This window comes from Chryseosolibacter histidinae, assembly GCF_018598225.1.
Classification (GTDB): domain Bacteria; phylum Bacteroidota; class Bacteroidia; order Cytophagales; family Cyclobacteriaceae; genus Chryseosolibacter; species Chryseosolibacter histidini.
Genome location: NZ_JAHESF010000015.1, coordinates 151,073 through 175,675 on the forward strand (window position 1 = coordinate 151,073; position 24,603 = coordinate 175,675).

The 24,603-nt window shown below is 49.5% G+C and carries 22 protein-coding genes; 14 read left to right on the forward strand and 8 right to left on the reverse strand.

From position 1 onward, the window contains the following. Positions 1-57: 57 nt before the first annotated feature. The 9 genes from argS (at position 58) to hemL (ending at position 9,955) form a co-directional block, all read left to right on the forward strand. Complete coding sequence (argS, locus tag KK083_RS16755; RefSeq protein WP_254164841.1) at positions 58-1,845, forward strand: arginine--tRNA ligase; 1,788 nt, start codon at positions 58-60, stop codon at positions 1,843-1,845. A 58-nt stretch (positions 1,846-1,903) separates the two neighbouring features. Further along, positions 1,904-2,401 (forward strand): glutathione peroxidase, encoded by a 498-nt coding sequence (locus KK083_RS16760; protein WP_254164843.1) that lies wholly within the window; start codon positions 1,904-1,906, stop codon positions 2,399-2,401. Beyond that, entirely contained in the window at positions 2,391-2,948 is a 558-nt protein-coding gene (locus tag KK083_RS16765; RefSeq protein WP_262899549.1) for a glutathione peroxidase, read from the forward strand. The genes KK083_RS16760 and KK083_RS16765 overlap by 11 nt, the downstream gene beginning before the upstream one ends. Then, positions 2,941-3,840, forward strand: a complete 900-nt coding sequence (locus tag KK083_RS16770; protein ID WP_254164851.1) for a 1,4-dihydroxy-2-naphthoate polyprenyltransferase — start codon at positions 2,941-2,943, stop codon at positions 3,838-3,840. The genes KK083_RS16765 and KK083_RS16770 overlap by 8 nt, the downstream gene beginning before the upstream one ends. 101 nt (positions 3,841-3,941) lie before the next feature. Continuing rightward, positions 3,942-4,586, forward strand: a complete 645-nt coding sequence (locus KK083_RS16775; protein ID WP_254164853.1) for a DUF4136 domain-containing protein — start codon at positions 3,942-3,944, stop codon at positions 4,584-4,586. Next, positions 4,583-5,185, forward strand: coding sequence for an outer membrane beta-barrel protein (locus KK083_RS16780; protein ID WP_254164855.1), 603 nt, complete (start codon positions 4,583-4,585; stop codon positions 5,183-5,185). The genes KK083_RS16775 and KK083_RS16780 overlap by 4 nt, the downstream gene beginning before the upstream one ends. Positions 5,186-5,379: 194 nt before the next feature. Further along, on the forward strand, positions 5,380-6,906 hold the full coding sequence (gene guaA / locus KK083_RS16785; RefSeq protein ID WP_254164862.1) for a glutamine-hydrolyzing GMP synthase: 1,527 nt from the start codon (positions 5,380-5,382) through the stop codon (positions 6,904-6,906). Between the two features lie 40 nt (positions 6,907-6,946). Then, a complete protein-coding gene (locus tag KK083_RS16790) occupies positions 6,947-8,662 on the forward strand; it encodes an ABC transporter substrate-binding protein (protein WP_254164864.1) in 1,716 nt (571 codons plus the stop codon). A 3-nt stretch (positions 8,663-8,665) separates the two neighbouring features. Then, positions 8,666-9,955 carry a glutamate-1-semialdehyde 2,1-aminomutase gene (hemL, locus tag KK083_RS16795; protein WP_254164872.1) on the forward strand — a complete coding sequence of 430 codons (1,290 nt, stop codon included), beginning with the start codon at positions 8,666-8,668 and terminating at the stop codon, positions 9,953-9,955. 58 nt (positions 9,956-10,013) lie between these two features. Here hemL and KK083_RS16800 read toward each other — a convergent pair whose 3' ends face one another. The 8 genes from KK083_RS16800 to KK083_RS16835 form a co-directional block, all read right to left on the reverse strand. Further along, the gene (locus KK083_RS16800) at positions 10,014-10,841 is read right to left on the reverse strand and encodes a transporter (RefSeq protein ID WP_254164874.1); all 828 of its coding nucleotides are present in this window, start codon (positions 10,839-10,841) and stop codon (positions 10,014-10,016) included. A 130-nt stretch (positions 10,842-10,971) separates the two neighbouring features. After that, complete coding sequence (locus KK083_RS16805) at positions 10,972-12,633, reverse strand: tetratricopeptide repeat protein (protein ID WP_254164876.1); 1,662 nt, start codon at positions 12,631-12,633, stop codon at positions 10,972-10,974. An 87-nt stretch (positions 12,634-12,720) separates the two neighbouring features. Continuing rightward, a complete protein-coding gene (locus KK083_RS16810) occupies positions 12,721-13,674 on the reverse strand; it encodes a PstS family phosphate ABC transporter substrate-binding protein (RefSeq protein WP_254164878.1) in 954 nt (317 codons plus the stop codon). Positions 13,675-13,910: 236 nt separating this feature from the next. Further along, entirely contained in the window at positions 13,911-14,708 is a 798-nt protein-coding gene (locus KK083_RS16815) for an energy transducer TonB (RefSeq protein ID WP_254164879.1), read from the reverse strand. Beyond that, a complete protein-coding gene (locus tag KK083_RS16820) occupies positions 14,705-15,250 on the reverse strand; it encodes an ExbD/TolR family protein (protein ID WP_254164881.1) in 546 nt (181 codons plus the stop codon). Before KK083_RS16820 ends, KK083_RS16815 begins: the two co-directional genes overlap by 4 nt. A 105-nt stretch (positions 15,251-15,355) precedes the next feature. Then, the gene (locus KK083_RS16825) at positions 15,356-15,952 is read right to left on the reverse strand and encodes an ExbD/TolR family protein (protein WP_254164883.1); all 597 of its coding nucleotides are present in this window, start codon (positions 15,950-15,952) and stop codon (positions 15,356-15,358) included. A gap of 19 nt (positions 15,953-15,971) precedes the next feature. Continuing rightward, positions 15,972-16,790, reverse strand: a complete 819-nt coding sequence (locus KK083_RS16830; protein WP_254164885.1) for a MotA/TolQ/ExbB proton channel family protein — start codon at positions 16,788-16,790, stop codon at positions 15,972-15,974. Positions 16,791-16,963: 173 nt separating this feature from the next. Next, positions 16,964-17,614, reverse strand: coding sequence for a DedA family protein (locus tag KK083_RS16835; RefSeq protein ID WP_254164894.1), 651 nt, complete (start codon positions 17,612-17,614; stop codon positions 16,964-16,966). A gap of 539 nt (positions 17,615-18,153) precedes the next feature. Here KK083_RS16835 and KK083_RS16840 point away from each other — a divergent pair. From KK083_RS16840 to KK083_RS16860, 5 genes are all read left to right on the forward strand, one after another. Further along, positions 18,154-20,163: a GAF domain-containing protein gene (locus KK083_RS16840; RefSeq protein ID WP_254164903.1), complete on the forward strand. Its 2,010-nt coding sequence runs from the start codon at positions 18,154-18,156 to the stop codon at positions 20,161-20,163. Between the two features lie 108 nt (positions 20,164-20,271). Further along, positions 20,272-21,369, forward strand: coding sequence for a hypothetical protein (locus KK083_RS16845; RefSeq protein WP_254164904.1), 1,098 nt, complete (start codon positions 20,272-20,274; stop codon positions 21,367-21,369). A 287-nt stretch (positions 21,370-21,656) separates the two neighbouring features. Continuing rightward, entirely contained in the window at positions 21,657-22,898 is a 1,242-nt protein-coding gene (gene hutI / locus KK083_RS16850; protein WP_254164905.1) for an imidazolonepropionase, read from the forward strand. A 64-nt stretch (positions 22,899-22,962) separates the two neighbouring features. Further along, the gene (locus tag KK083_RS16855; protein ID WP_254164913.1) at positions 22,963-23,550 is read left to right on the forward strand and encodes a hypothetical protein; all 588 of its coding nucleotides are present in this window, start codon (positions 22,963-22,965) and stop codon (positions 23,548-23,550) included. Positions 23,551-23,771: 221 nt separating this feature from the next. After that, entirely contained in the window at positions 23,772-24,359 is a 588-nt protein-coding gene (locus KK083_RS16860) for a T9SS type A sorting domain-containing protein (RefSeq protein ID WP_254164915.1), read from the forward strand. Positions 24,360-24,603 lie beyond the last annotated feature (244 nt).

Genomic DNA, 24,603 nt, shown 5'->3' on the forward strand with positions numbered 1-24,603 from the left:
ATGAACCGGTAACAGGCAACCGGTAACCGGCAACCATTACTAACTTTCGATTTGAACATGAACCTAGATACACTGCTTCGCTCCGAAATACAGAAGTCCGTCCTGGCGTTATTCGGCCAGCAGGTTGAGAACTTTCAGCTGCAGCCAACCAACCAGGAGTTTGAAGGCTCGCACACACTCGTGTGTTTCCCGCTGACGAAGATCTCGAAGAAAAATCCCGAAGAAACAGCAAAGGCCATCGGTGAATACCTGGTGGCGAACTCCGGTATTGTGAGCAGGTTCAATGTGGTGAAAGGATTTCTGAACCTGGTGCTGGGCGACAGCGTCTGGCTGCAAATGCTGGAAGCCATTTACACCAATCCGTCTTTCGGTCAGCTACCTGACAATGGCGAAGAGATCATGATCGAATACTCTTCACCCAATACCAACAAGCCGCTCCACCTCGGTCACCTCAGAAATAATTTCCTGGGCTGGAGCGTGGCGGAGATCTACAAGGCCAATGGTTACAAAGTGCACAAGGTGCAGATCATCAACGACAGGGGGATCCACATCTGTAAATCGATGGCGGCATGGACCCTTTACGGCGATGGCGAAACACCACAGACCAGTGGCATGAAGGGCGATCACCTCGTAGGCAAATACTACGTCGAATTTGATAAAGCTTATAAGGCGCAGGTAAAAGCGCTGATAGAAAAAGGCGCGAGCGAAGCGGAGGCCGAGAAGCAGGCACCCATCATGAAGCTCGCTTCGGAGATGCTGCGCAAGTGGGAACAGAAAGATTCCGAGGTACTGCAGCTGTGGAGCATGATGAATGGCTGGGTGTATAAAGGTTTCAATGCCACTTACGAGAAAATGGGTGTTGACTTCGACAAGCTCTATTACGAGTCAGATACCTACCTGCTCGGCAAAGAGGAGGTGATGAAGGGCCTCGAAAAAGGTGTGTTCTTCAAGAAGGAGGATGGCTCCGTCTGGGTTGATCTTACAGGTGACGGACTTGACCAGAAAGTGCTCTTAAGGGCCGATGGAACGTCTGTCTACATGACACAGGATATCGGCACGGCCATTCTGCGCTTCAGGGATTTTCCCAAGATCGGCGGCCAGGTTTACACCGTGGGCAACGAGCAGGAGTACCACTTCAAGGTGTTGTTCCTCATCCTGGGCAAGCTGGGATACGAGTGGGCAAAACGTTGTTACCACCTTTCTTATGGCATGGTTGACCTTCCTACCGGGAAGATGAAGTCGCGTGAAGGAACGGTGGTTGATGCTGACGACCTGATAGACGAAATGGTGAAGGAGGCAGAGCAGCAGACCCGAGAGCTGGGCAAGGTTGAAGACCTCACGCCTCAGGAGGCCAGGCAGTTGTTTGAAATGATCGGGCTGGGCGCGTTGAAGTTCTTCCTGCTGAAGGTTGACCCGAAGAAGCGTATGCTGTTCGATCCCAATGAATCGATCCAGTTGCAGGGGTTCACCGGACCGTTCATTCAATATACCCATGCCAGGATCAGGGCCATTTTAAGGAAGGCTGAAAGTCTGGGCATTACCGTTGCAAAAGAAGATTTCAAGGTTATAAAATCGCTCGAACCGGCTGAAAGGGAAGTGCTGCAGGTATTGCAGACGTTCGAGGGAAAGATAAAGGAAGCAGCGCGGGAATATGCACCGTCTATTGTCGCCAATTTGGTGTATGAATTGGCCAAAGAATACAACCAGTTCTATCAAAACATCCCTATCTTTAACGAAGCTGATGCCGGCAAACTGAAGGGGAGAATAGCCTTGTCGAAGGCGGTGGCCGATGCCATAAAAAAAGGAATGCAGCTGTTGGGGATCCAGGTGCCGGAAAGAATGTGATCAGCGGTTGAACAATTCCGCAGCTTTAAAAGTTTTATTGATAACAAATCCTTTAGCCATGAAAACCATACTCTTTGTTCTGATGATAACCCTTTTTTCTGCACCCGCATCGATCTATGATTTCAAGATCAATTCCATCGACGGCAACGAAATAGATTTTGCCCAGTTCAAAGGAAAGAGCCTGCTCATTGTGAACGTAGCCTCCAAGTGTGGCTATACGCCGCAGTACACAGACCTCGAAAAACTTCACGAAGATTTCGGTTCCAAAGTAGTGGTACTCGGTTTCCCGGCCAACAACTTCGGAAGCCAGGAGCCTGGCAACAACACCGAGATCGCCCAGTTCTGCCAGAAGAACTACGGCGTAAAATTCCAGATGTTTGAAAAGGTTTCCGTAAAAGGAGATGACCAGCATCCGTTATACAAATGGCTGAAGGAGCAAACAGGTCAGGAACCCACCTGGAACTTCTGCAAATACCTGGTGAAGCCCGATGGCACGGTGAAGTTCTTCCCTTCCAAGGTGAAACCGCTCGATAGCCAGATCGTTGATGCGTTATAAACGTACGATACTCATCGTTCTGCTCATGGGGTTCGGATCTGTGTTGTTCAATAAGCTGTTCTCGGCGCAAAAGACTCCCACGGGAGACCTGTATGATTTCAAGATGCGGTCGCTGGAGGGTGAGCTCGTGGACTTTGCCCAGTTCCGTGGAAAAAATCTGCTCATCGTCAACACAGCCTCCAAGTGTGGGTACACTTACCAGTACGAAGACCTCCAGAAGCTTCATGAGCGCTTTGGTGATAAGGTGACGGTGCTCGGATTTCCGGCCAACAACTTTCTTTGGCAGGAGCCGGGTTCCAACAGCGAGATCGCGGCGTTTTGCCAGAAGAACTATGGCGTCACCTTCCAGATGTTTGAAAAGATCTCGGTAAAGGGCAGGGATAAACATCCGCTCTACCGGTGGCTTCAGGAAAAATCGGGCGAAAGCCCCTCCTGGAATTTTTCGAAATACCTGATCGATAAACACGGCAATGTGGTGGGTTTCTATGGCCCCAAGGTGAAGCCGATGGATAAGGAAATCATTGATAAGATCGCACAACTTGAGTAACACACGTACCTGGATAAAAGCTTTCCGGCTGAGAACCCTGCCACTGGCCGTATCTTCCATTGCCATGGGAGGTTTTCTCGCTTCCGCCGCAGATGCTTTCCGCTGGGATATTTTCCTGCTTTGTATCCTCACCACCATCTTCCTTCAGATCCTTTCAAACCTCGCCAACGATTATGGCGATTCCATTCACGGTGCCGACAGCGTTGACCGCAAGGGACCTTCGCGTGCCGTGCAGTCTGGCGCAGTGACCATGGCACAGATGCGGGTGGCCGTGATCGTGTTCGTGCTGCTGTCCCTTTCCAGTGGCGTTACCTTGCTGCTGGTGTCGTTTGGGCTGGCATGGAAGGGTATACTTTTCTTTTTCGGACTCGGTGTGCTGAGCATCATCGCCGCCATGGCCTACACCATGGGAAAAAAACCCTACGGCTATGCGGGCCTTGGCGATCTTTCCGTGCTCATCTTCTTCGGATTTGTGGGCGTGTTGGGCTCGTATTACCTGTTCACCAAGAACGTTACAACCTTCAGCCTGCTTCCGGCGCTGAGCTGCGGATTGTTCTCCATCGCGGTGCTCAACATCAACAACATCCGCGACATCGACTCAGATCGCAAGGCAGGCAAGTTTTCCATCCCCGTCAGAATTGGCCGTGAAAAGGCGGTACTGTATCACTGGGTGTTGCTGATCGCTGGCATATCGTCGGCCGTGGTGTTTACGGTGCTCACCTATACGTCTGCATGGCAGTTGCTTTTTGTGATCACGATCCCGCTATTTTTGATCAATGGCAAAGCGGTGAGCAGCAAACCATCGCACGAGCTGGATCCTTACCTGAAGCAGATGGCGTTGTCTACTTTGCTCTTTGTACTGCTCTTTGGTGTGGGCATGATCCTGTCGTAACAGCCGCTTAAAATTCTCCAACGTCTGTTAAACCTTCAGACGGCTTCCTGTGTCTCTAGTACAGGAATAATTTTTTAAGCTTCATAACGTTTTCTATCTGTATGAGAAAGTTCTTTTTTGTGCCTTTGCTGGCACTGGCCGCCTTGTTTCAGGCATGCCAGCCCGAGCCCGATGCAAAGCAGTTGATCGATCAGCTGGTAGTGGCCACCAATTATGATCAGGCTGCGGATTTTTCGGCGTATGCAACGTACTCCATTCCAACGGATACCATCGGCCTCATCTCCAATTCCACCAACGACACCATCATCGTTCAGAGCAAAAGCACTTTCCCCAGGCCGGTGCTCAACGAGATCAAATCAAACCTGAACGCATTAGGGTACACCCAGGTGGCTCGCAATCAGAATCCTGACCTCGGCATCAATGTGCTGGTGGTAAACGACTTCAATGTTTTTCAGCAAGTTGTTTACCCGAACAACTGGGGATATCCCGGCAACTATTACTCCGGGTACTATGGCTACAACTCATGGTACTACTACCCTTACATCAATACGTATGCTTACAACACCGGCGTGCTGATCGTGGAGATCGTTGACCTGAAGAACAGAACGCCAGATAACAAGGTGAAAGTGGTGTGGGATGCCTACATGGGCGACGTATACAGCACCATCGACCTCATACCTCAGTCAGTCGACGCGATCAGGCAGGCATTTGTTCAATCACCTTACCTCGGGAAGACGCCGTTATGAGAAAGCTCATTCTTTTTGCCGTGCTGCTGGCAGCGCAGTCAGCCCTGGCACAGGAAAAATATTTTTACGTGGCCCTCGATGTCAACAAACCATTGTCTAACACCTCGTGGGTGAACGATGGCACCGCTCGTGGCGTGCGTCTGGGGTACCGGGCCTTCATCAACCGGAAATTTTCCGCCGGTCTTGACCTGAGCTCGAGTGCCTATGATCAGTACAAGCCTACCGAAACCATGCAAAGCGGTTCAGGGGCCGTCACCACCGATTATTTTAACTACATCTATTCTTATACGGCTGTGGTCAGTGGCCAGTACTACTTCGGCAATGACGAGAAGGAGCGGTTCTTCCCTTATGCCGGCCTGGGACTGGGTGCCAACAATAACCGGTATGTGATGTATTACAACATTTATGAAGACAGCGAAAGCGCCTGGGGATTTCTTGCCCGGCCCGAAGCGGGTGTACTGTATAAGTTCGGCCGCAGATCGCTTGGGGTAATGGCCTCCGTGCATTATGATTACTCCACCAACCAGAGCAAAAAATTCGGTTACGACGGTTTTTCGGCGATCGGCTTCAACATAGGGCTGATATTCCTGGAATGGTAGTGCTGCAATTAAAGCCAGCATAAATGCATTCCCCGCAGATTACGCAGATTTACGCAGAGGCCTTGTCTGCGAGGATCAGCGGAATCTGCGGGAACCCGGCACCCTTGTTCGTAAGCCCGAAAACGCTGATTATTAAGGCTATATTTTTTTAACGGGGGGTAACCCCCGGTCGAGGCTTCTGTTATCTTTGCAGCATGCCGCAACAGATTCTTATTCTAGATTTTGGTTCCCAGTACACGCAATTGATCGCCCGCAGGGTAAGAGAGCTCAATGTTTACTGCGAAATTCACCCCTTCAACAAAGTACCTGACCTGCATCCCGGTATCAAGGGTGTGATCCTGTCGGGCAGCCCCTGCTCGGTGAGGGACAAAAATGCCCCCGACGTAAATATGGATCTGTTCAAACAGGTTCCCGTGCTTGGCGTGTGTTACGGAGCACAGCTCATCGCCCATCAAAGCGGCGGGCAGGTATTGCCGTCGCATGCGCGCGAATACGGAAGGGCAAAGCTCACCACCGTAGACCATCACAACAATCTGTTGAAAGAGATCTCGCTCGACACCCAGGTGTGGATGTCGCACGCGGATACCATAGCGGCCGTTCCTTCAAATTTTGAAGTGATCGCCAGCACACCCTCTGTGGCCATAGCCGCTTACAAGGTGAAAGATCAGAATGTGTGGGGCATACAATTCCACCCCGAGGTGACACACACCGTAGAAGGCAAGAACCTGCTGCGAAACTTCGTGGTTCACATCTGCGGCTGCGCCCAGGACTGGACTCCCGATCAGTTCGTTGAATCTACTGTTGAAGGTCTGAAAAAGAAACTGGGTAACGATAAAGTAGTGATGGCGTTGTCAGGCGGTGTTGATTCAACCGTGGCCGCAACACTCATCCATAAGGCTATCGGCAAAAACCTGCACTGCATTTTTGTAGACAATGGATTGCTCCGCAAGAATGAGTTCATGCAGGTGCTCGATTCCTACAAAGACATGGGCCTGAACATCAAAGGTGTAGATGCTAAAGATAAGTTCTATACAGCCCTGAAAGGTCTCACCGATCCCGAAGCCAAGCGCAAGGCCATCGGTAAAACATTCATTGATGTGTTCGACGAAGAATCGCACAAGATCTCCGACGTGAAGTGGCTGGGCCAGGGTACCATCTACCCGGACGTGATCGAGTCGGTATCGGTGAATGGACCTTCTGTTACCATCAAATCGCACCACAATGTTGGTGGCTTGCCAGACAAGATGAAGCTCAAGGTGGTAGAACCGCTCAACACACTTTTCAAAGATGAAGTGAGGGTGGTAGGCAAAACGCTGGGCATAGATCCCGCTATACTTGGCCGCCATCCTTTCCCCGGTCCCGGCCTGGGTATACGCATTCTCGGCGATATTACTGCCGATAAGGTGAGCATCCTGCAGGAAGTTGATCACATCTTCATTTCAGGCCTGAGGCAACACGGCCTTTACGATAAAGTGTGGCAGGCAGGAGCGATCCTCACGCCGCTTCAGGCAGTGGGTGTTATGGGCGATGAGCGTACCTATGAGCGGGTAGTGAGCCTGCGGGCAGTGACCAGCACCGATGGTATGACCGCCGACTGGGCCCATTTGCCCTACGAGTTCCTTGCCGAGATCTCCAGCGATATTATCAATAAGGTCAAAGGCGTGAACAGGGTTGTGTATGACATCAGCTCAAAGCCCCCTGCAACCATTGAGTGGGAATAGAATTTGTTTGTGCTTCTGGCTTTATAAAATTGATAAATTGATGATGATGACAAGAACGTCTTTGGTTTGTCTGCTGGCGCTGATCGCCCAGGTGGCTTCAGGCCAGATCGATTACAACAGGCAGTTTGTGAATGCCAAAGCGCTTTTCCGCGATGGCAAGTACAACCTCGCCATGGAAAGCTTCAAGCCACTGATACCCTACGATCAGAACAACCAGTACGCCGAATATGCCGCATTCTACTATGCCCTGTCGGCTTACCACCAGGGATACAAGGCTGTGGCCAAAGACATGCTCAACCAGATCAGAACGCTGCATCCTAACTGGGATAAGTTGAGCGAAGTGAATTTCTGGCTGGCGAAGATCCACTTCGACAACCGCGATTATTTTCAGGGACTGAGAATGTTGGGCGCCATCCAGGATAAAAAATTTGAAAAGGATATCGAAGCCGTCAAGCAACAGCACCTCGTAGCCATCACCGACGCCGAGACCCTCAGAATGATGCATGAGGAATATCCCAAAGATGCCCTGATCGCCAAATCGCTGGCCATGGCCCTGTCGAAGAACATGGCTGACCCGGAAGATAAAAAACAGCTCGAAGAACTGATCAACCAGTTCAAGCTGAAACGTACAGACTTTATCCCGGAAGCGCCCAGAACCATTCACAAAGAACGTTATTCAGTTTCGCTGATGTTGCCGTTCATGGTAGGCACGCTCGAGGCAACACCCGGAAGAAAACGCAACCAGGTGGTGCTCGATTTTTATGAAGGCATGAAGATGGCCATCGATACACTGGCCAAACAAGGTGTCAACATCAGTCTGCGCGCCTATGATACAGAGCGGAGCACAGAAAAGATCAAGAAGATCCTTGAAACCGAAGAGCTCAAGAATACCGATCTCATTGTCGGTCCGTTCTTCCCCGAAGAGAACAGGGTAGTTCAGGATTTTTCGCAGGCCAACGGCATCAACATTATTCACCCTTTCTCTAACAATACAGAGATCACTGCCGGAAACCCGTACGGGTTTTTGTTCCAGCCTTCAGCGGAGACCTTGGGAAGAAAAGCAGCTGCGTTCCTCAAAGCCCGCAGAAACAAAAGTATGGTGTTCTATGGCACGGGTAAAAAAGATTCGGTGATGGCTGCGAACTTTATCCAGCAGGCGGGAGAGTTGGGCCTGAAAATTCTGGGTGCGGAGAAAGTGAACAACAAAGACACGAAAAAGATCACCGACATCCTGGCCACGCCTACAGAGTTTGACGAATTTAAATACCCGATACAGTTTACACTGAAACGCGACAGCCTTCACAGCGTGTTCGTAGCGTCAGACGATCCGCTCATCTACACCAAGGTGGTGGGCGCGGTGCAGACCCGTGGCGACTCCACATTGCTGGTAGGTTCCGAGAACTGGCTTGATGACAATGCCATCGACTTTGAGAAATACCAGGCGATGGGCATTGTGCTGGCAGCGCCTAACTTCATGGCCTACCAGAACGCTGGCTACAAGGCATTCGAAAAGAAATTCCTGCGTGCACATGGACGTGCAGCTTCCAATCTTGCGCGCATGGGTTATGAGTTCATGCTTTTCACCGGCAACCAGCTGAAGAAAAACGGCGTATACTTTCAGGCTGGCCTGAGCGAGTCAGGTGTACTGCCCGGCTACCTCGGCCAGGGATTCGATTACCGGTACAGCCACGATAACCAGGTGGTACCTTTCATCACCTTCAGAAAAGGTGAATTGATCATGATAGAAAAGCGTTAACGCATGAACGAGATCTCCCGCAGCCAAGCCTTGTTCGATAAGGCAAAACAATTCATTCCAGGTGGTGTAAATTCTCCCGTAAGAGCATTCCGTGCAGTAGGAGGGAACCCGCTGTTCATTAAAAAAGCAAAAGGACCGTATCTCTACGATGAAGACGGAAACCAGTATATAGACCTCATCAATTCGTGGGGACCGATGATCCTCGGGCACGCACATCCTGCCATTGAAGAAGCCATTCGTGAAGCGGTCTCTGCGTCGCCTTCATTCGGAGCACCCACAGCGCGTGAAGTGGAGATGGCCGAGCTGATCTGCTCCATGGTGCCGTCGGTGGAGAAAGTGCGCATGGTGAATTCAGGTACTGAAGCTACCATGTCTGCCATCCGTGTGGCCAGGGGTTACACCGGCCGCGACAAGATCATCAAGATGGAAGGATGTTACCACGGCCACGGCGACTCATTCCTCATCGCCGCGGGCAGCGGAGCCCTGACCTTTGGTTATCCCGATAGCCCGGGCGTTACAAAAGGTACGGCACAAGATACACTGATAGCACCCTTCAACGATCTGAAGGCCATTGAAAACCTCATCGCGAAAAATCCTGAAGAGATCGCAGCGCTGATCCTCGAGCCCGTGGTAGGCAACATGGGTTGCGTGATCCCGGCAGAAGGTTATCTCCAGGGGTTGCGTGAGCTCTGCACCCGGCACGGCATCATTCTGATCTTCGATGAAGTGATGACAGGCTTCAGGCTGGCGCAGGGTGGCGCGCAGGAATTGTATGGCGTTAAACCCGACATGAGCACGCTGGGCAAGATCATCGGCGGAGGACTTCCCGTGGGTGCCTATGGCGGCCGCAAAGAGATCATGGACTCGGTTTCTCCTGCTGGGCCCGTCTACCAGGCCGGCACGTTATCGGGAAACCCCATGGCCATGGCTGCAGGACTCGTGATGCTCAAACACCTGAAAGCACATCCGGAGATCTACGGGCAGCTTGATAAAACCACTACAAAGCTGGTAAACGATATGGGTGACGAGATCCGTAAAGCAGGATTCAATTTCACCATCAACCAGGTGGGCTCCATGTTCACGTTGTTCTTTACCGCCACAAAGGTGACGGACTTCGGCACAGCCAAGACCTCTGACACGGCGTTGTTTGCCAAATATTTCCAGGCCATGTTACAGCAGGGAATTTACCTGGCCCCTTCACAGTATGAGGCTATGTTCGTTTCTACAGCGGTAGACAATAATATCGCTGATAAGATCCTGACGGCGCATCGCCAGGCGTTGAAGAGCTTTTAGTCATGAGCTTCGGGCTTCGAGGCACGTTCTCTCGCAGCTGGCAGTAGCTCCTTCCCACCTAGATCCTGAACGACAATCCGAGATAAACACGCGTAGGCGCTTCCGTAGTAAGCCCCTGATTCGTTGCCAGGTCTACTTTTACATTGGGAGTGAAATTGTAGATGAGGCCGCCATTCATGAGGAGCTGGCTCTCGCCGTGGGGAAAGATGGCGAGCCCTTCGATATAAAAATCCAGGTTGCCGATAAGTCCGCCGCCCAGCACCACCGTCTGGAAAAAGCTCAGCTCGTGGCCACCCGTTTCGCGTGGAATAAAATCGAACTGCGCCTGCGCACCCAGATCCAGGTTGTCGGTAAGGCCATACGAAAAAGGAAAACCCGCACCATACACGATGTCAGAATCCAGTGGGTTGCCCGAGGTAAAGGTCACATAGGGTATGATGCCTAATGCCGTGGAGGTCTCGCCATCGTTGCCCCAGAAATTATGCTTGAGCCGGAGGGTGGTTGCTCCATAACCCTTGTCTTGTGTTTCACCTTCGGCATTCTGATAGACGTTGTAAAGCTCGATGCCGATGTGAATATCCCACGAATGCGTAATGCCCATTTTGTAGAGGCCATTCATGAAGCTGATGGTACGGTTGCTGGAGGCATTGCGGGTATCACGCGTCCATTTCGCCAGGTCGCCCTCGAACTGAAAATGGCCTGCATCCACGCTGATGGGCGATTCAGTAACATCGGGCCGGTCAATGCTGAACTCGCGCATGTTCTCACGCGGCACAGGATTGAACAGATGGTACCCTTTCTGAGCCTGTGCCAGGGCGCTGGTAGCCGATATAATGCATAGCCAGGAGCCGATAACGAGCCGGAGATACGTGGTGATGTTTTTCATGCCTGCTTTTCCGGGCAAGATAGGGGCGCTGCCGGAAAACTTGTCCAGGCGCTGCCGGAAATAATTGCGCTTGTAGGATATTCAATAAAAAAGGGGCCGAAGCCCCCTTTGAAGTGTTTTTTGCCAGGATCTATCCACCCTTCGACGCCTTGTTCAGCTCTCGCATGAAATTCTTGGCTTCTGAATTTTCAGGATCCAGCCCGAGAATTTTTTCATAGTAGGCTTTTGCGCCAAGCACATCGTTTTTGATATGAAGCGTGTAAGCGCCCAGATAGGAATAAGCCTCGATAATGTCTTTTTTGTTCTTTTCAGGATTGCTCAGTGCTTTCTCAAGGAAAGATTCATACATCGGCTTGGCCAATCCCTCCTTCATGGTGCTATCGATATTGGCTTTCGCGCGTGCCGCATAAAGATACCCGACTGTCATGTTAGGCTGCTTCTGGGCCAGTTGCGAGAAGGCACTGTCGGCCTCAGGGAACTGCTCATTGTAATAGTAAGCACGGCCGATAGACCACAGATCTTGCGACAGCGGTTGCTGACGGATCGCCATCAGCTGTTTGAAAGCCTCGATGGCTTCAGGGAATTTCTTCCTTTTCAGGTAAGTGTCGCCGTGCAACTGAAGGATCTCAGCCTGCGCCGAATCAAGCGCTATACTTTTGGCGAAGCTTTCGTTGGCCAGTGAATCCTGCTTAAGCTTCAGCAGCAGCTTTCCGTAATAGGCGTAATCAGATGCCGTGATATCTTCCTGTTTTGCTTTCTGGAAGTAACGCTCGAACATACCACGTGCTTCATCCGTTTTATCCTGTTCGGTTAGTGAATACGCGTTGTATTTTAAAGCCACCGGTGAAACGTTGGGATTGGTAGTTACTTCCTTGAAGATGGCATTGGCCTTCTCATAATTTTTAGCCATGAAGTAGAAGAACGCCAACTGGAATTTGGCCTGACCAGGTGTTTCCGAAATGGCGAGATACTTCTCATAAGCAGATACAGCTTTGTCTGCAGCTTTCTGTGTATAGTAAATTTCACCGAGCTCCTTGTAAGCAGGCGCATACTCAGGGTCGATGGCAATGGCTTTCTCGTAAGAGCTGATAGCGATGTCGAGTGTTCTGGCGCGCTGGTAGATCTTGCCGATCTTGTAGTGCGGCTTGGCAAACTTGGGATCCGCTTTCGCAGCGCGTTCGTAGCTGTTCACGGTCTCACCTGCATTCTGATTGTTTTGCAGCAGGAAGGCATCGCCCAGCAGCATGTGCACTTCAGGATCGGTGCCGTTGATGGTCTTTGCCTTGTTCAGCAGGTTGATGGCATCCAGCAGGTATTTGGTATCGGTGAGATAAGCCTCTGCTACGGCTTTCAATACACCTACATCTTTTGATTTTGAAACAGACAGGGCTTTGTCAAGCTGTGCCTTGGCGTCTGTTGAGTTCTTTTCCAGTAAGCGTACATGGCCCTTGCCGGCATAGTTAAGTCCGCTTTTTTCGTCTTTGCTGAGACCCTTTTCAAAGGATGCCAGCGCCTTGTCTTTTGCACCGGTTCTCAGCTGTGCCAGCCCGAGGTAATACAGATAATCAGCGTTGTCGGGGTTGGCGCTCACAAGCTGTTCAAGCGCGCTTAAACCTTTGGAAGGCTGTTCAATATCAATAAACCTGAAGGCTTTGCGTACATCAGGGCTCTGGGCAAAGGTATTCGCCGATACCGCCAGGAAAAGCGCGGCCATCACCATTACCAGGAGGCGCTTTGTGCTGATGAACAGTCCTGAAGGGTTTTTCTCAGGGCTTACATGGTGCAGATTCATAATCTTATTCTTTTACGTTAACAATCTATTGGGGCTTTAAAAATAGCGTGCCCACGCCACAATTATTCAATTTTTCTTTACGAAAGGTCAATTCTTTTCTATTTCCAGTGGCTCAGTGTTGATTTTTACGATGCGCAGGGGCATTGTAACCGGCACAAGGCCTGATTTCAACACGATGCGCTGTCCTCTTTCGCTGGCAAAGAAGGCAATGAACCCGTTCCCAAGGCCCGCCCTGGCCTCGCGGCTGAGGATTGTTACCCGGCGGCTCAAAGGATATTTTTTGAGCGCTATATAGGCCTGATAGGGCTGGTAGTGGGCGCTGTCTTTCGCTACGGAAACGCCTGCCACCTGTACCTTTTTCAGGAAGCTGTTAGACACTGAATCGTCCTTGTCGCTGATCCACTCCAGGCCGATAAAGCCCAGCGCATTCGCGTTTTTGGATACAAAGTCCACCACGGCTTCATTGTTGTCGGCAGCAAAACAGTTTGCCGGCAATTTGGCCACACGGGCCACGGAATCTTTGAGGTACCTGATCATGCCAGAATTGGGATTGTCAAAAACAATCTCTATGCCAGCCTTCGATTTGGCGCCCAGGCCATCCCACGAGGTTATTTTGCCCTGCAGCAGCGAACGGATCTCGTCAAGGTTGATGAGTGTATCGGCGTTGGCGCTGTTGAGAATGATCGCTACACCGCTGATGGCAACATCCACTTCGGTGGGCGTGATCTTGATGTCCTCGAAATATTTTTTCTCCTGGGCGGTGAACCTGCGGGTGACAATGGCGAGCCTCACACTGTCTTTCAGCAACGCATCGACGGCGTCAGCTTCAGAAACAAATTGACAGTCGATGTCGGCTTTGGTATAAATTCCTTCGAAGGTGGTGAGCTCCGTTTCGATCAACGGGCGCAGTGATTCATCGGCGGCGATTTTGATGTAACCGGTAGTGGGCGTGTCAAGGGGACGGCCGTTTTTATCACGGTCCGCACCGCATGCCATTACCAGTATGGCCATCACGATGATCATATTGAATGGGGTTCTCATAGGGCTGTGTGTTCAGAAGTATCTCCGGTACAATTTATAGGCACGGTAAAACCCATACGCGATGAGAAGAACCCCGAATGCTATTGCGTAGCGTTCCGGAATATTGCGCATGGCCGGGGCTCTAAAAATAATGGTTGTACCGAGCACAAAATACAGTACAACCATTAAGATTCCGAAGCTCTTTGAGACTAGGTTGGCAACGGCCAGCTTTCGTCTTTCAGGCTTATCTTCCAATGTTAATTCAATTTGAACTTGATCGGCAGGTTAAACCGTACGAATACAGGCTTACCGTTTTGTTTACCAGCTTTCCAAGGGGGCATCATCTGCACTACGCGAACGGCCTCCTTATCGCAGTCGGCACTGATACCACGAAGCACTTTTACGTCGTTGATGGTACCATCTTTACCTACTACGAAGCTTACGTAAACTGTACCATCGATACCCATACGCCTGGCACTGGCCGGGTAACGCATGTTCTTCTTGATGAAGTTCATCATGGCTTCATAGCCGCCTTCAAATTCGGGCTGCTGTTCCACCACCATGAAGACCTTGTTTTCGTCTTCTTCAACTACTACCTGTGCTACGGGTTCCTCGAATACCACTTCGGCATCGCCCTCCACTTCAACGGCGGCAACTTCGTTCTGCTTGATCTCTTCGATGGTAGGGATTTCTTCTACCACTTCTTCTTTCACAACTTTCGGCGGAACGAACTTGATCACCTTCTGCAGCTTCGGAAGCTGGATCTGTGGTGGCGGCGGCTTCGGCTTATCGATTGGCGGCGGCGCCGATAACTCGGTATAGACCAGTTTTTTCGGGGGCGCTTTTTCAATAACCTCCTCGCCTTTGAAGAACTCAACAATGGCGGGGAAGAACATAACAATCGTTACGATCACACCTGTGATGACAAGACCGATAAACACATTCTTGCCATATCCTTTCCGGAGCACATAAGCGCCATAGGCCTGGTTCCGGTTTTCAAACACAACATCTTCCCAACGTTGTGGCGCTATTGCTGCACTGCTTGATGTTTTCATGGTTGTGTTGTTTCAGTTTCAAGTGGAGCACCGCCTGTTCCGGCTGCAATAATCGTCTTGTCATCGGGGGTATACTCCACGATGGCGTAACGCTTGGTGTTGGTGATCTCCATCTCGTCAAGGATATCCACCATATTTTCATACTTGGATTTATCCTCCGGCTTGATGAGCACCATCAGCTTCGGGTTGGCGCGGTTCTGCTCCAGCAATACTTTTCTTACGCCGTCTTTGCCATAATTGGTTGTGGTTACTGGGGGCGTAAGGCCTATGTACCAGTAGATCTTGTTGTTTTCGCTCAGCACGAGGTTGAGAATATCCTTTTCGTTGACCTTGGTCTGTTCCTTTTCGTCCTGGACCTTATCAGGCATATTCACTTCCATCGTCTTCGGCTTGTTGAACGTAGTAGTGAGGATGAAGAAGGTGAGCAGGAGGAAAGCAAGATCCACCATCGGAGTCATATCGATCTTGGTAGATGCTTTCTTTACCCTGACTTTGCCACCGCCTTTTTTACCACCACCACCGCCTTGACTTATTTCTGCCATGGTTTAATATTTTTATTAACTGTTAATAACTGTCGTTCACATTGCTGAGGTCAACTGCTGCACTGCTGCTTGCCGCCGACCCGGCATACTGTATAACGTTAAATATCAGATCTCTTGTTCCAGGCCGGTGATCAGGTTGAATCTGAGAACCTTGCGGTCTATCAGGGTGTTCACCACCTGCTTCACTACCTTGTAATCTGTGCCACGGTCGCCTTTCACGGCAACCCTTAGTCTCGGATTGCTCACACGGGCAAACACGATCCAATCGGCCAGCTCGTTATTGACCGAGTCAGAAGGAATACCTGGTTGAGTTACCTGCTTGCGCTCATCCGGAGTCATGTCCAGGAATTGCGGCAGGTTGCCTACCGGAAGACCGAAGCCTGACAGGATCGAGAAAGACCTCAACTGGTCTTCGCTGAAAGTGATTCCGTATTTCTGCCCGATGCTCTGCAGCATGTCTCTGCGATGGTTCTTATTGTCCATGTCAAAGAAAACCCTTCCATCGGCCGCTACCGAAATGATCATCCTGTCTTTGTCAGGAAGAATGATCTCCGATACAGACTTGGGAATATCAACTACCACGGGTTCTTCCGGAGCGAACGTGGTCGTAAGCATAAAGAATGTTACGAGCAGGAACGCCAGATCCACCATGGGAGTCATATCCAGTGAAGGCGGGGTTCTGTGTACTTTAACTTTTCCCATAGTTACAGGAATTTAGTAATTAAGCCTTGTTACGGGCAGTAAAGTTCTGAATGATGCTATAGCTTGCTTCGTCGATACCGTAAGTGAGGCTGTCGATCTTGCTGGTGAAGAAGTTATAGAAAATGATGGCGAGGGCTGAAGTACCGATACCAAGCGCGGTGTTGATAAGCGCTTCAGAGATACCGTTAGCCAGCGCAACTGCGTCAGGAGCACCTGAAGTAGCGATCGCGGTAAACGCACGGATCATACCCGTTACAGTTCCGAGCAGACCCATCAGCGTTGCAACGGAAGCGATAGTAGCAATGATCACAAGGTTTCTTTCCAGCATCGGCATTTCAAGCTGTGTGGTTTCTTCGATGTCTTTTTGTACCAGCAACACTTTTTTCTCAGGCTCGAGTTCAGTGTTCCTTGACAATTCATCGTACTTGAGCAGACCGGCTTTTACTACGTTGGCAACAGAACCTTTTTGTCTGTCACATTCTGCGATCGCTTGAGAGATATTGTTCTGCGCAATGAGCGTGCGGATCTTGGTAACGAACTTCTTGATGCTTCCACGGCCGGTAGCGCTGCTGATAGTGATGAGACGCTCGATAGAGAAAGTAAGAACGATCATCAAAAGGGCGATCAGTACGGCTACCACGATACCACCTTTGTAAACAACACCAAGGTAATTTCCGTGCAGCGGGTGGTTGTTAGGATCTCCACCTTCGAAGTTTGAAGGATCGCCCAGGATGAATAAATAAATAAGGATCGCAAGAACAACTTCTAAAGGAATAACAATTGCTGCGAATGTTGACTTAAGACTATCTCCCAGTGACGAGCTAGATTTCTGTGCCATGATTAATTAGATTTTAGGTTTATAGTTATGTATAGTTGGCAAAAGTAATGAGAAAGCGTTAAAAATGCTGTTTTTGGCAATAACTGCAAAATTAAATCTTTCAATTTTTGGTCCTTTTAGGCTTTAAACTCATCATCAGACAATAAAAAGTTAAAAAACCCCTACTTCAATTTTCAATCCTTCGCTAATAAATTCCGGTTCTTCAACCAGGTTATAACAACCGGTATTGCCGACACCAAAATCATCCCGACCACAATAATTTCCAAATAGGTTGTGATCTGCGGAAATGCCTGCCCCAGGAAGTGCCCCGAAAGCACCATGGTCAGGATCCAGATCGATGCGCCTAAAAAATTGAATATCAAAAATTTAGGAAAATCGATCTTCACCATGCCTGCCAGGATCGTAACAAATGTCCTAACAACCGGTAGGAAACGACCGAGAATAAAAGCCATCATGCCGTGCTTCTGGTAAAACGCCTGCGTCAGGTCGAGATATTTCTTTTTAAAGAACAGGCTGTCCTTCTTATTAGCGAGGTAGACCCCCGCCCAACGGCCGGTTAAATAGCCCACCATGGAGCCGCTCACAGCCGCTATGATCAGCAGGGTGATCAGCAGTGCAATATTGGTGTCGAGGTATTCCGTATCGCTCAACAGGCCTGCTATAAATAATAGAGAGTCCCCTGGCAGGAAAAAACCAAAAAAAACGCCGGTTTCGGCAAAAATGATGATCAGCAGCAGGGTCAACCCTCCATACTGGATGATATTCTCAGGATTGAACGAATCTAGGAAAACCAGGATATTCATGTACTGCGCCTCAAAGCTCATTATATAACATTATTAGGATCATGAAATCATCTCCGAAAAAGATTACGCCATACCTCCTCATCGTTCACCGATCCATACACCCAGGATGCCAAAACATTCAATTTTCCATAAAGAAATTTTGTGTTTGTCCGCTCCGGCACCACTTTCAGCATAGCGTTAAGGCATGAAAGGTCGGCAAGGTAAAACGAAAATTATAATTCGGAATATGCGCCTATTAAAAATTTTACTTTTACGAGGCAAGTTTTTGCAAACTTACTTTTGGTGTCTTTGGTGGGTTTTTGAAGAAAAATAGTTTCCGCTCAGGTGAATGCACCATATTTCTGATTTATGTTCATTATTCTTACACTAGCGGTTTATCCAAACGGGTTTTATGTATCTTCATGAAGCAGGCAGTCATGTATGTTTAACGAACCGTGTTATGATTTTTTATTTTGCCCTCTCATTACATTGCTATTATTTTTAACACCGGTTAACGGATGATATTTCAGTCGTTTAGGCGCCATGAATATTGTAACCCCCAATGATCTAACAGTTAGCTCATGAAAATAACAAAAGCTTTAAGGTATACCCTGATCTTTGCGGTTGTTGGTTTCATCACCACATTCCTGATCGTGTATGTGCAACGCAACATCCTCGATACCTATAACCGCAACCTTCCCTTTATCAGCCTTGGAGACAATATCAAGAACCGGACGACCAAAGCACACCTCTGGTTTGAAGAGCTTCTGGCCGGAGATAAAAGCCTGAACTTCGAGAAAGATGTGTTGAGCCTGCTCACATCATCACAGGCTATTCTTCAGGGCGCTTATGATGGTAAAAACACCGAGCTGGGTTCATTCGCCCAAACCAACGACGAAGAGACCCGCGCCATTCTCAAGGAATCTATCATTGATATAGAGAAGCTGACCGAAGCCGCCAAGGAACGTTGGAACGCACGGGCACAGGCGACACCCGTAGCAGCCACAGACAGCACGGCAACGGCGGGTGCCGGAAATGCCGGCAGTGATCTCGATCAGAAATTTGATGCAGGCTTTGAGGAATTTCAGCAAACGGTCGAGCGGCTGGTGATCCATGTCGGAAAAAATGTAAACGCAGATACCGCTTACCTCAACTGGCTCTCATGGGTGAGCAGCCTGATGGTGTTCGTCACCTTTGTATTATTGTGCACGCTGCTTTACAGGTTACAAAGCAGTAACGACAAGGTGATGGTGGATAACAAGGCGATGCTGGAACAAGAGACCCGGCGTGTGAATACATTGTCACAATTCATCGAAGCGGTGTCGGCCGGTAACTACGACATCGAGCTGCAGACCAGCACGGCCGAAGACAACCTGACCAACACGCTGATCAACATGCGGAATAAGCTGAAGACGAATGCCGAAGATGATCGCAAGCGGAACTGGACAACAACAGGTATCGCACAGATCGGCGACATTCTCCGGGCATCCAATACCTCCAGCTCAGACCTGTACGATAACATTATCAAGTTCGTGGTGAAATATACGGGCAGCAACCAGGGTGGGCTCTTCATTCTCAACGAAGACGATGAAAAGAATCACTTCCTGGAACTGGTAGCCTGTTATGCCTTTGAAAGAAAAAAATACATGACGCGACAGGTTCAGATCGGAGACGGTCTGGTAGGCCAGTGTTTCCTGGAAGGCGAACGTATTTACCTGCTGGAAGTACCACAGGAGTATATCAACATCACTTCCGGTCTCGGCGGAGCCAATCCCAATGCGTTGCTCATCGTTCCGTTGAAGGTAAACGGAACCATCTACGGTGTGATCGAGCTCGCGTCGTTCCGCAGGTATGAGCCGCATGAGATCGACCTCGTGGAGAAACTGGCGGAGACCATCGCGTCTACGATCTCCAGTGTTCGTGTCAACGAGACCACACGTGTGCTGCTGGAGAAAACGCAGCAGCAGGCTGAGGAGATGAAGTCGCAGGAAGAGGAGATCCGTCAGAATATGGAAGAGCTCGAGGCAACCCAGGAAGAGATGCGCCGCAAGCAAACCATCCTGGAGAAGGAGCTTCAGCAATCGCAACAACAGGCCGAAGCGCTGAAGCTTCAGGAGAAAAAACTGACAGAGTCACAGGATACCTTACAGGCTATTGTGGACAATATTCCCAGGGCTATCTTCTGGAAAGACAGAGACCTTCGTTTCATGGGATGTAACAAGATCTTTGCTTCCGTGGCGGGTGTACAGTCGCCGGCAGATCTCATCGGCAAGACTGACTTCGATATGGCCTGGAGCGCGCAGGCCGATGCTTACCGGAGGGATGACCAGGAGGTAATGCGTAAACGCGAGGCCAAGCTCGACATAGAGGAAGTTAATATCAACAGCACAGGGGAAGAATCGTGGGTACTGACCAGCAAGGTGCCGATCATCAATACCAATAATGAGGTGGTGGCCATCCTGGGCATGTTCGAAGATATTACGACCAGGAAACGGAAAGAAGCCGAAATCAACAAGAAACTGCAGGAGCGTGAAGATGCGCTCAAGGAGCTTACGGCCCTGAAACACCTGATAGAAACCCGGAAAGTATAACGATTTAGCCGATTGTATTACATGCCCTGGGCCAGCCCGCGGCAGCTACGGGTATTTATTAACCTAATATTTACTATTTTTACAGGTATTAGCCACTATACCTGAGCTATGAAAAATCATTTTTTGATCTTTGCTGCTGCGTTCCTGGCTACCGCCAGCCTTTTTGCGCAGGACCGGAAAGACAAGGCTCCCGTAACCTTCGAGGAGATCTACGATGAGCCCTATTCGGTAAACAAGCTTTTTGTTGCATTTCAGCCCCTTTACGGCGAGGTGTTCGTGACCAACATCAATGCAGGTTTCGGTGTAGAAGCCTTGTATTACCACATGGATAAGCTCGACGTCAGGGCTCATTTCAGGAAAACCTATAGCCAGCGGTTTTTTGATCTCTCACGCGATTTGGCAGTCAAAAACAGCGATGTGGACAATGCCAACAAGATCTTCAGCTATTACGAGCTGGGAGGAACCTACCACGTGAAAGATTTTGAAGAAAGCTCGAAAACGAAAATGTTCCTGTACAAGAACAGCTACCGCGGAAACCGGTGGGCTTCGCGTGTGCCGTTGTATGCCGATGTGCCCTGCAAGGTGAGAAAGATCTATGGTGTGCGTTTTGGAGGTATTGCCTGGAACAGCTCCGTAGACCTGAACCGGGTATTGACCAAGCAAGGCCTGACGCATCGCGACCTGGTGGTATCAGGCGAGGTGCCCGAAGGCCAAACACCCGAAAGTATTCCCGCGACTGAGTTTGATGAACACGGCCAGGATGAGACGGTAGACCTGTTCACCAACGTTGCTGCGAAGGGCATATATGCTGGTGGATCACTGGCGTGGATCAAGAACGTGGCCGTGAACTTCGATAAATTTGAAGAAGGTGTAGACGACCTTATGCTCACCGTTTATGCCGATATCCTTTTCTCTCCCTCTATTGCGCTCGACGATATCGTCTACACGAAGAAGGTGAAAGACACGAATGGCAACGTTGTTAAAGGAGCGACCAATACCTACTCCGTGAGTCCTATCAAGACGCAGAGCCTGGGCTTCCGCCTGGGTATTGACGGACGGTTTAACCGCACGCTAAGCTGGGCCTATGGCGGCGAAATAGGATACAGGCCGGGCATCGCCGGCAAAACGTTTTACGCCCTGTTCAAGATCAGTTTCCCGGTATATGGTACCAACCTTGATTACAAGGTTGAGTCGTTCGGAAAGTAGTCTCTGAGCAAATGCAGGTTCACGCGAAGACCGCTAAGAAGCGTAAAGAGCCGCAAAGGTTTTTTGAAGCTTCCCCTGGATATGAGTATTACGAAATCTTTGCGTTCTTTTGCGCAACGTAATACCTGGTGCAGGTTGATCTGCTTGAAGCCTATTGAAGTTCCCTCTTGCATTTTCTTTGCGTTTTCCTTTGCGCACTTTGCGTGAACTGCATTGGCATTTATTCCTGCTTCTTTTTGTCTGATTGCCTTTTTACCCCGACCTTTTGAGGATAATCCACCACTATTGTGAACTGCGATATTCTCATCCGCAATATAAAAGGACTGGTGCAGGTACGCGAAAGCATCGTGCACCAGGTGGCAGGCCAGGCTATGGCCGATCTTCCTGTTATAGACCATGCGTACCTGACGATCTCCGGAGGGGTGATCTCCGGCTTCGGACCCATGAGCGAGATGCCGCAGATGAGCGCTGCCGATGAGATCGATGCCTCAGGATGTTTTGTTCTGCCTTCGTTCGTCGACTCGCACACGCACCTTGTTTTCGCTGCCAGCAGGGAAGAAGAATTTGTGATGAAGATCAAAGGGGCTACCTATGAGCAGATCGCTGCCAGGGGCGGAGGTATTCTGAACTCGGCAAAAAAGCTCCAGCAGGCCTCAGAAGATGAGCTCTTTGAACGTTCTCTTCAACGGGCCCATGAGATCATGCGCACAGGAACCGGCGCTGTTGAGATCAAAAGTGGTTACGGGCTTACCGTACGGGACGAGATCAAGATGCTGCGGGTTGCCAAACGGATCGCACGGCACACGCCACTGACGGTCAGGACTACTTTTCTGGGAGCCCATGCCGTTCCTGCGGGTATTAAAAAAGAAGATTACATCAGCCTGATCGTGCGCGAGATGATCCCGGCCATCGCTGCTGAGCAACTGGCTGACTATATCGATGTGTTTTGTGAGCAGGGTTTTTTCTCGGTGGATGAAACCGAAAAGATCGTGAAGGAAGGAAAACGTTTTGGTATGAAACCCCGGATCCACGCCAATCAGCTGCATCGTTCGGGTGGTGTGCAGGTAGGCGTGAAGGTGGGGGCGTTGAGTGTAGACCATCTCGAAAACATCGGAGTGGAAGAGATCGAGGTGTTAAAGAACAGCCGGATCATGCCCACGGCCCTGCCAGGCGCAGCGTTTTTTCTAGGGCTTCCCTTTCCGCCGGCACGTACGATCCTGGAGGCCGGACTGCCGCTTGCCATCGCTTCTGACTACAACCCGGGAAGTGCGCCCAGCGGTAACATGCCGTTGATGGTGGCACTGGCCTGCATCAAAATGAAGTTGACCCCGGAAGAAGCGATCAACGCCGCCACGATCAACACAGCTGCTGCGCTGGAGCTTCAGGCCACGCATGGAAGCATTACAAAGGGAAAGGTGGCGAACGTTTTTATCACCCGCCCGATGTCATCGCTGGCCTATTTGCCCTACGCCTTTGGGAGCAGCCTGATCGATCAGGTTATTCTGGGAGGTAAGCGGTATAATATTTAGCGTGTATCAAGGATATGACGACGCCAATTGACGTTATATATATAGACCTATAATATATAGTAGTATGCCAGAGCCGCTGCAGATACCGATGTTTCCGCTCACCTTGCTGCCATTGCCTGGGGAGCTTGTGCCGTTGCATATTTTTGAGCCCCGGTACAGGCAGCTGCTGGCAGACGCCGAAATGCTCGACATCAGCTTCGGTATTTATTGCAACCATGAAATGAATACGGAGAAGCTGGGGGCGCTGATGAAACTCGAAAGTGTGATCAAGCGGTACGCGAGCGGAGAATCGGATATTGTATTGCGGTGCATCGATGTGTTCTCGATGGATAAACTCTATCGCACGTATAAAACGAAGCTTTACCCCGGTGGCGATGTATTTCTCAATCATATCGATCTCAACGAGATGCCCGGTGTGGAGCTTTACGAATTATTCCTGATCTACCAGACCAAACGGAACATCAATAAACATTTTACAACCTTCTCGATCTATCAGATCGCCCAGGAGCTCAACTTCGATCTGTTCGACCGTTACAAATTTCTCACGATCTCACCGGCGAGAAGAAGCACTTTTCTCATCAATCAACTGAAATTTCAGATCCACATCCTCCGCCAGGAAGAAAAAAGTAAGGATGTATTCCACCTGAATTAATTTAGTGTTACGTGTAACTTATTTGTTGGAAGATCGTTGCCGTATTTTTTTATTCTGTTCTGCATCCCTTTCAAAATTTTTTCGTTTGAACCCGACTTTTTCACAGTAGTATTTTCGGATACCACATGTTGCGTGATCTTTCAATTGTTCATCATTATTTAACAAACGTTTGCAACATTCACCTGCACTGATCCGTCTTTACACTAACTAAAAAATATTTTATGAAAAAGTTCCTTACCATGATTGTTGTGCTGACTGTTATGTGCAGTGCAGTAGTAGCGAATGCGATCGATAAGCCGAAGTCACCAGTAGGCACATCGGTAATAAAGTCCGGATCTGTTTTCAAGCTCTTCTATAAAGGCACAAGACCTTCGGATGTCACAGTGACTATCCTCGATGAAAAAGGCACCGCTGTTTATAAAGAAACCCTGCGTAACGTTGAGAACTTCATGCGTCCTTACAACTTCTCTTCCCTGAAAGAAGGTGAATACACCATAGAGCTTAACCACGAAGACGGAAAACAACTGCAGAAGATCAGCTATCACAATGCGGTAGCCACTGTTCAAAAGAAACTGATGAACCTGTTGCGCGTGCCTGGCACAGACAAGTATATGCTCAGAGTGTCAAACAAGGGCAACGAAACGCTGAAGGTGAGTGTGTTCGATGCGAAACATACACTGGTGTACAGCGGAACAGAGAAACTCGACGGCGATTTCGCCAAGATCTATGACATGAATGAAGTAGGTCAGGGCTTCGTGATCGAGGTTACAGATCAGAACGGTCTCACGCAATCGTTGACAGGTAAATAATACTTCTTAGATCAAGATTTTCTAACGGCCACATCTCCTGTGGCCGTTTCTTTTTTTTAGCGCTCAGAATAAACTTCGCTTTATTTTCTCTGATAAGATTTTTATAGCGCAATTCATTGATCATACGAAATAACATCATGCAATTCTGTTCGATTGTACGTTTCTTTATTTCTTAAATGAGGTTGAAAATATCTGCGAAGATCTGCGTGATCTGCGGGAAACCTGCCCCTCTGCGCCCATTCAC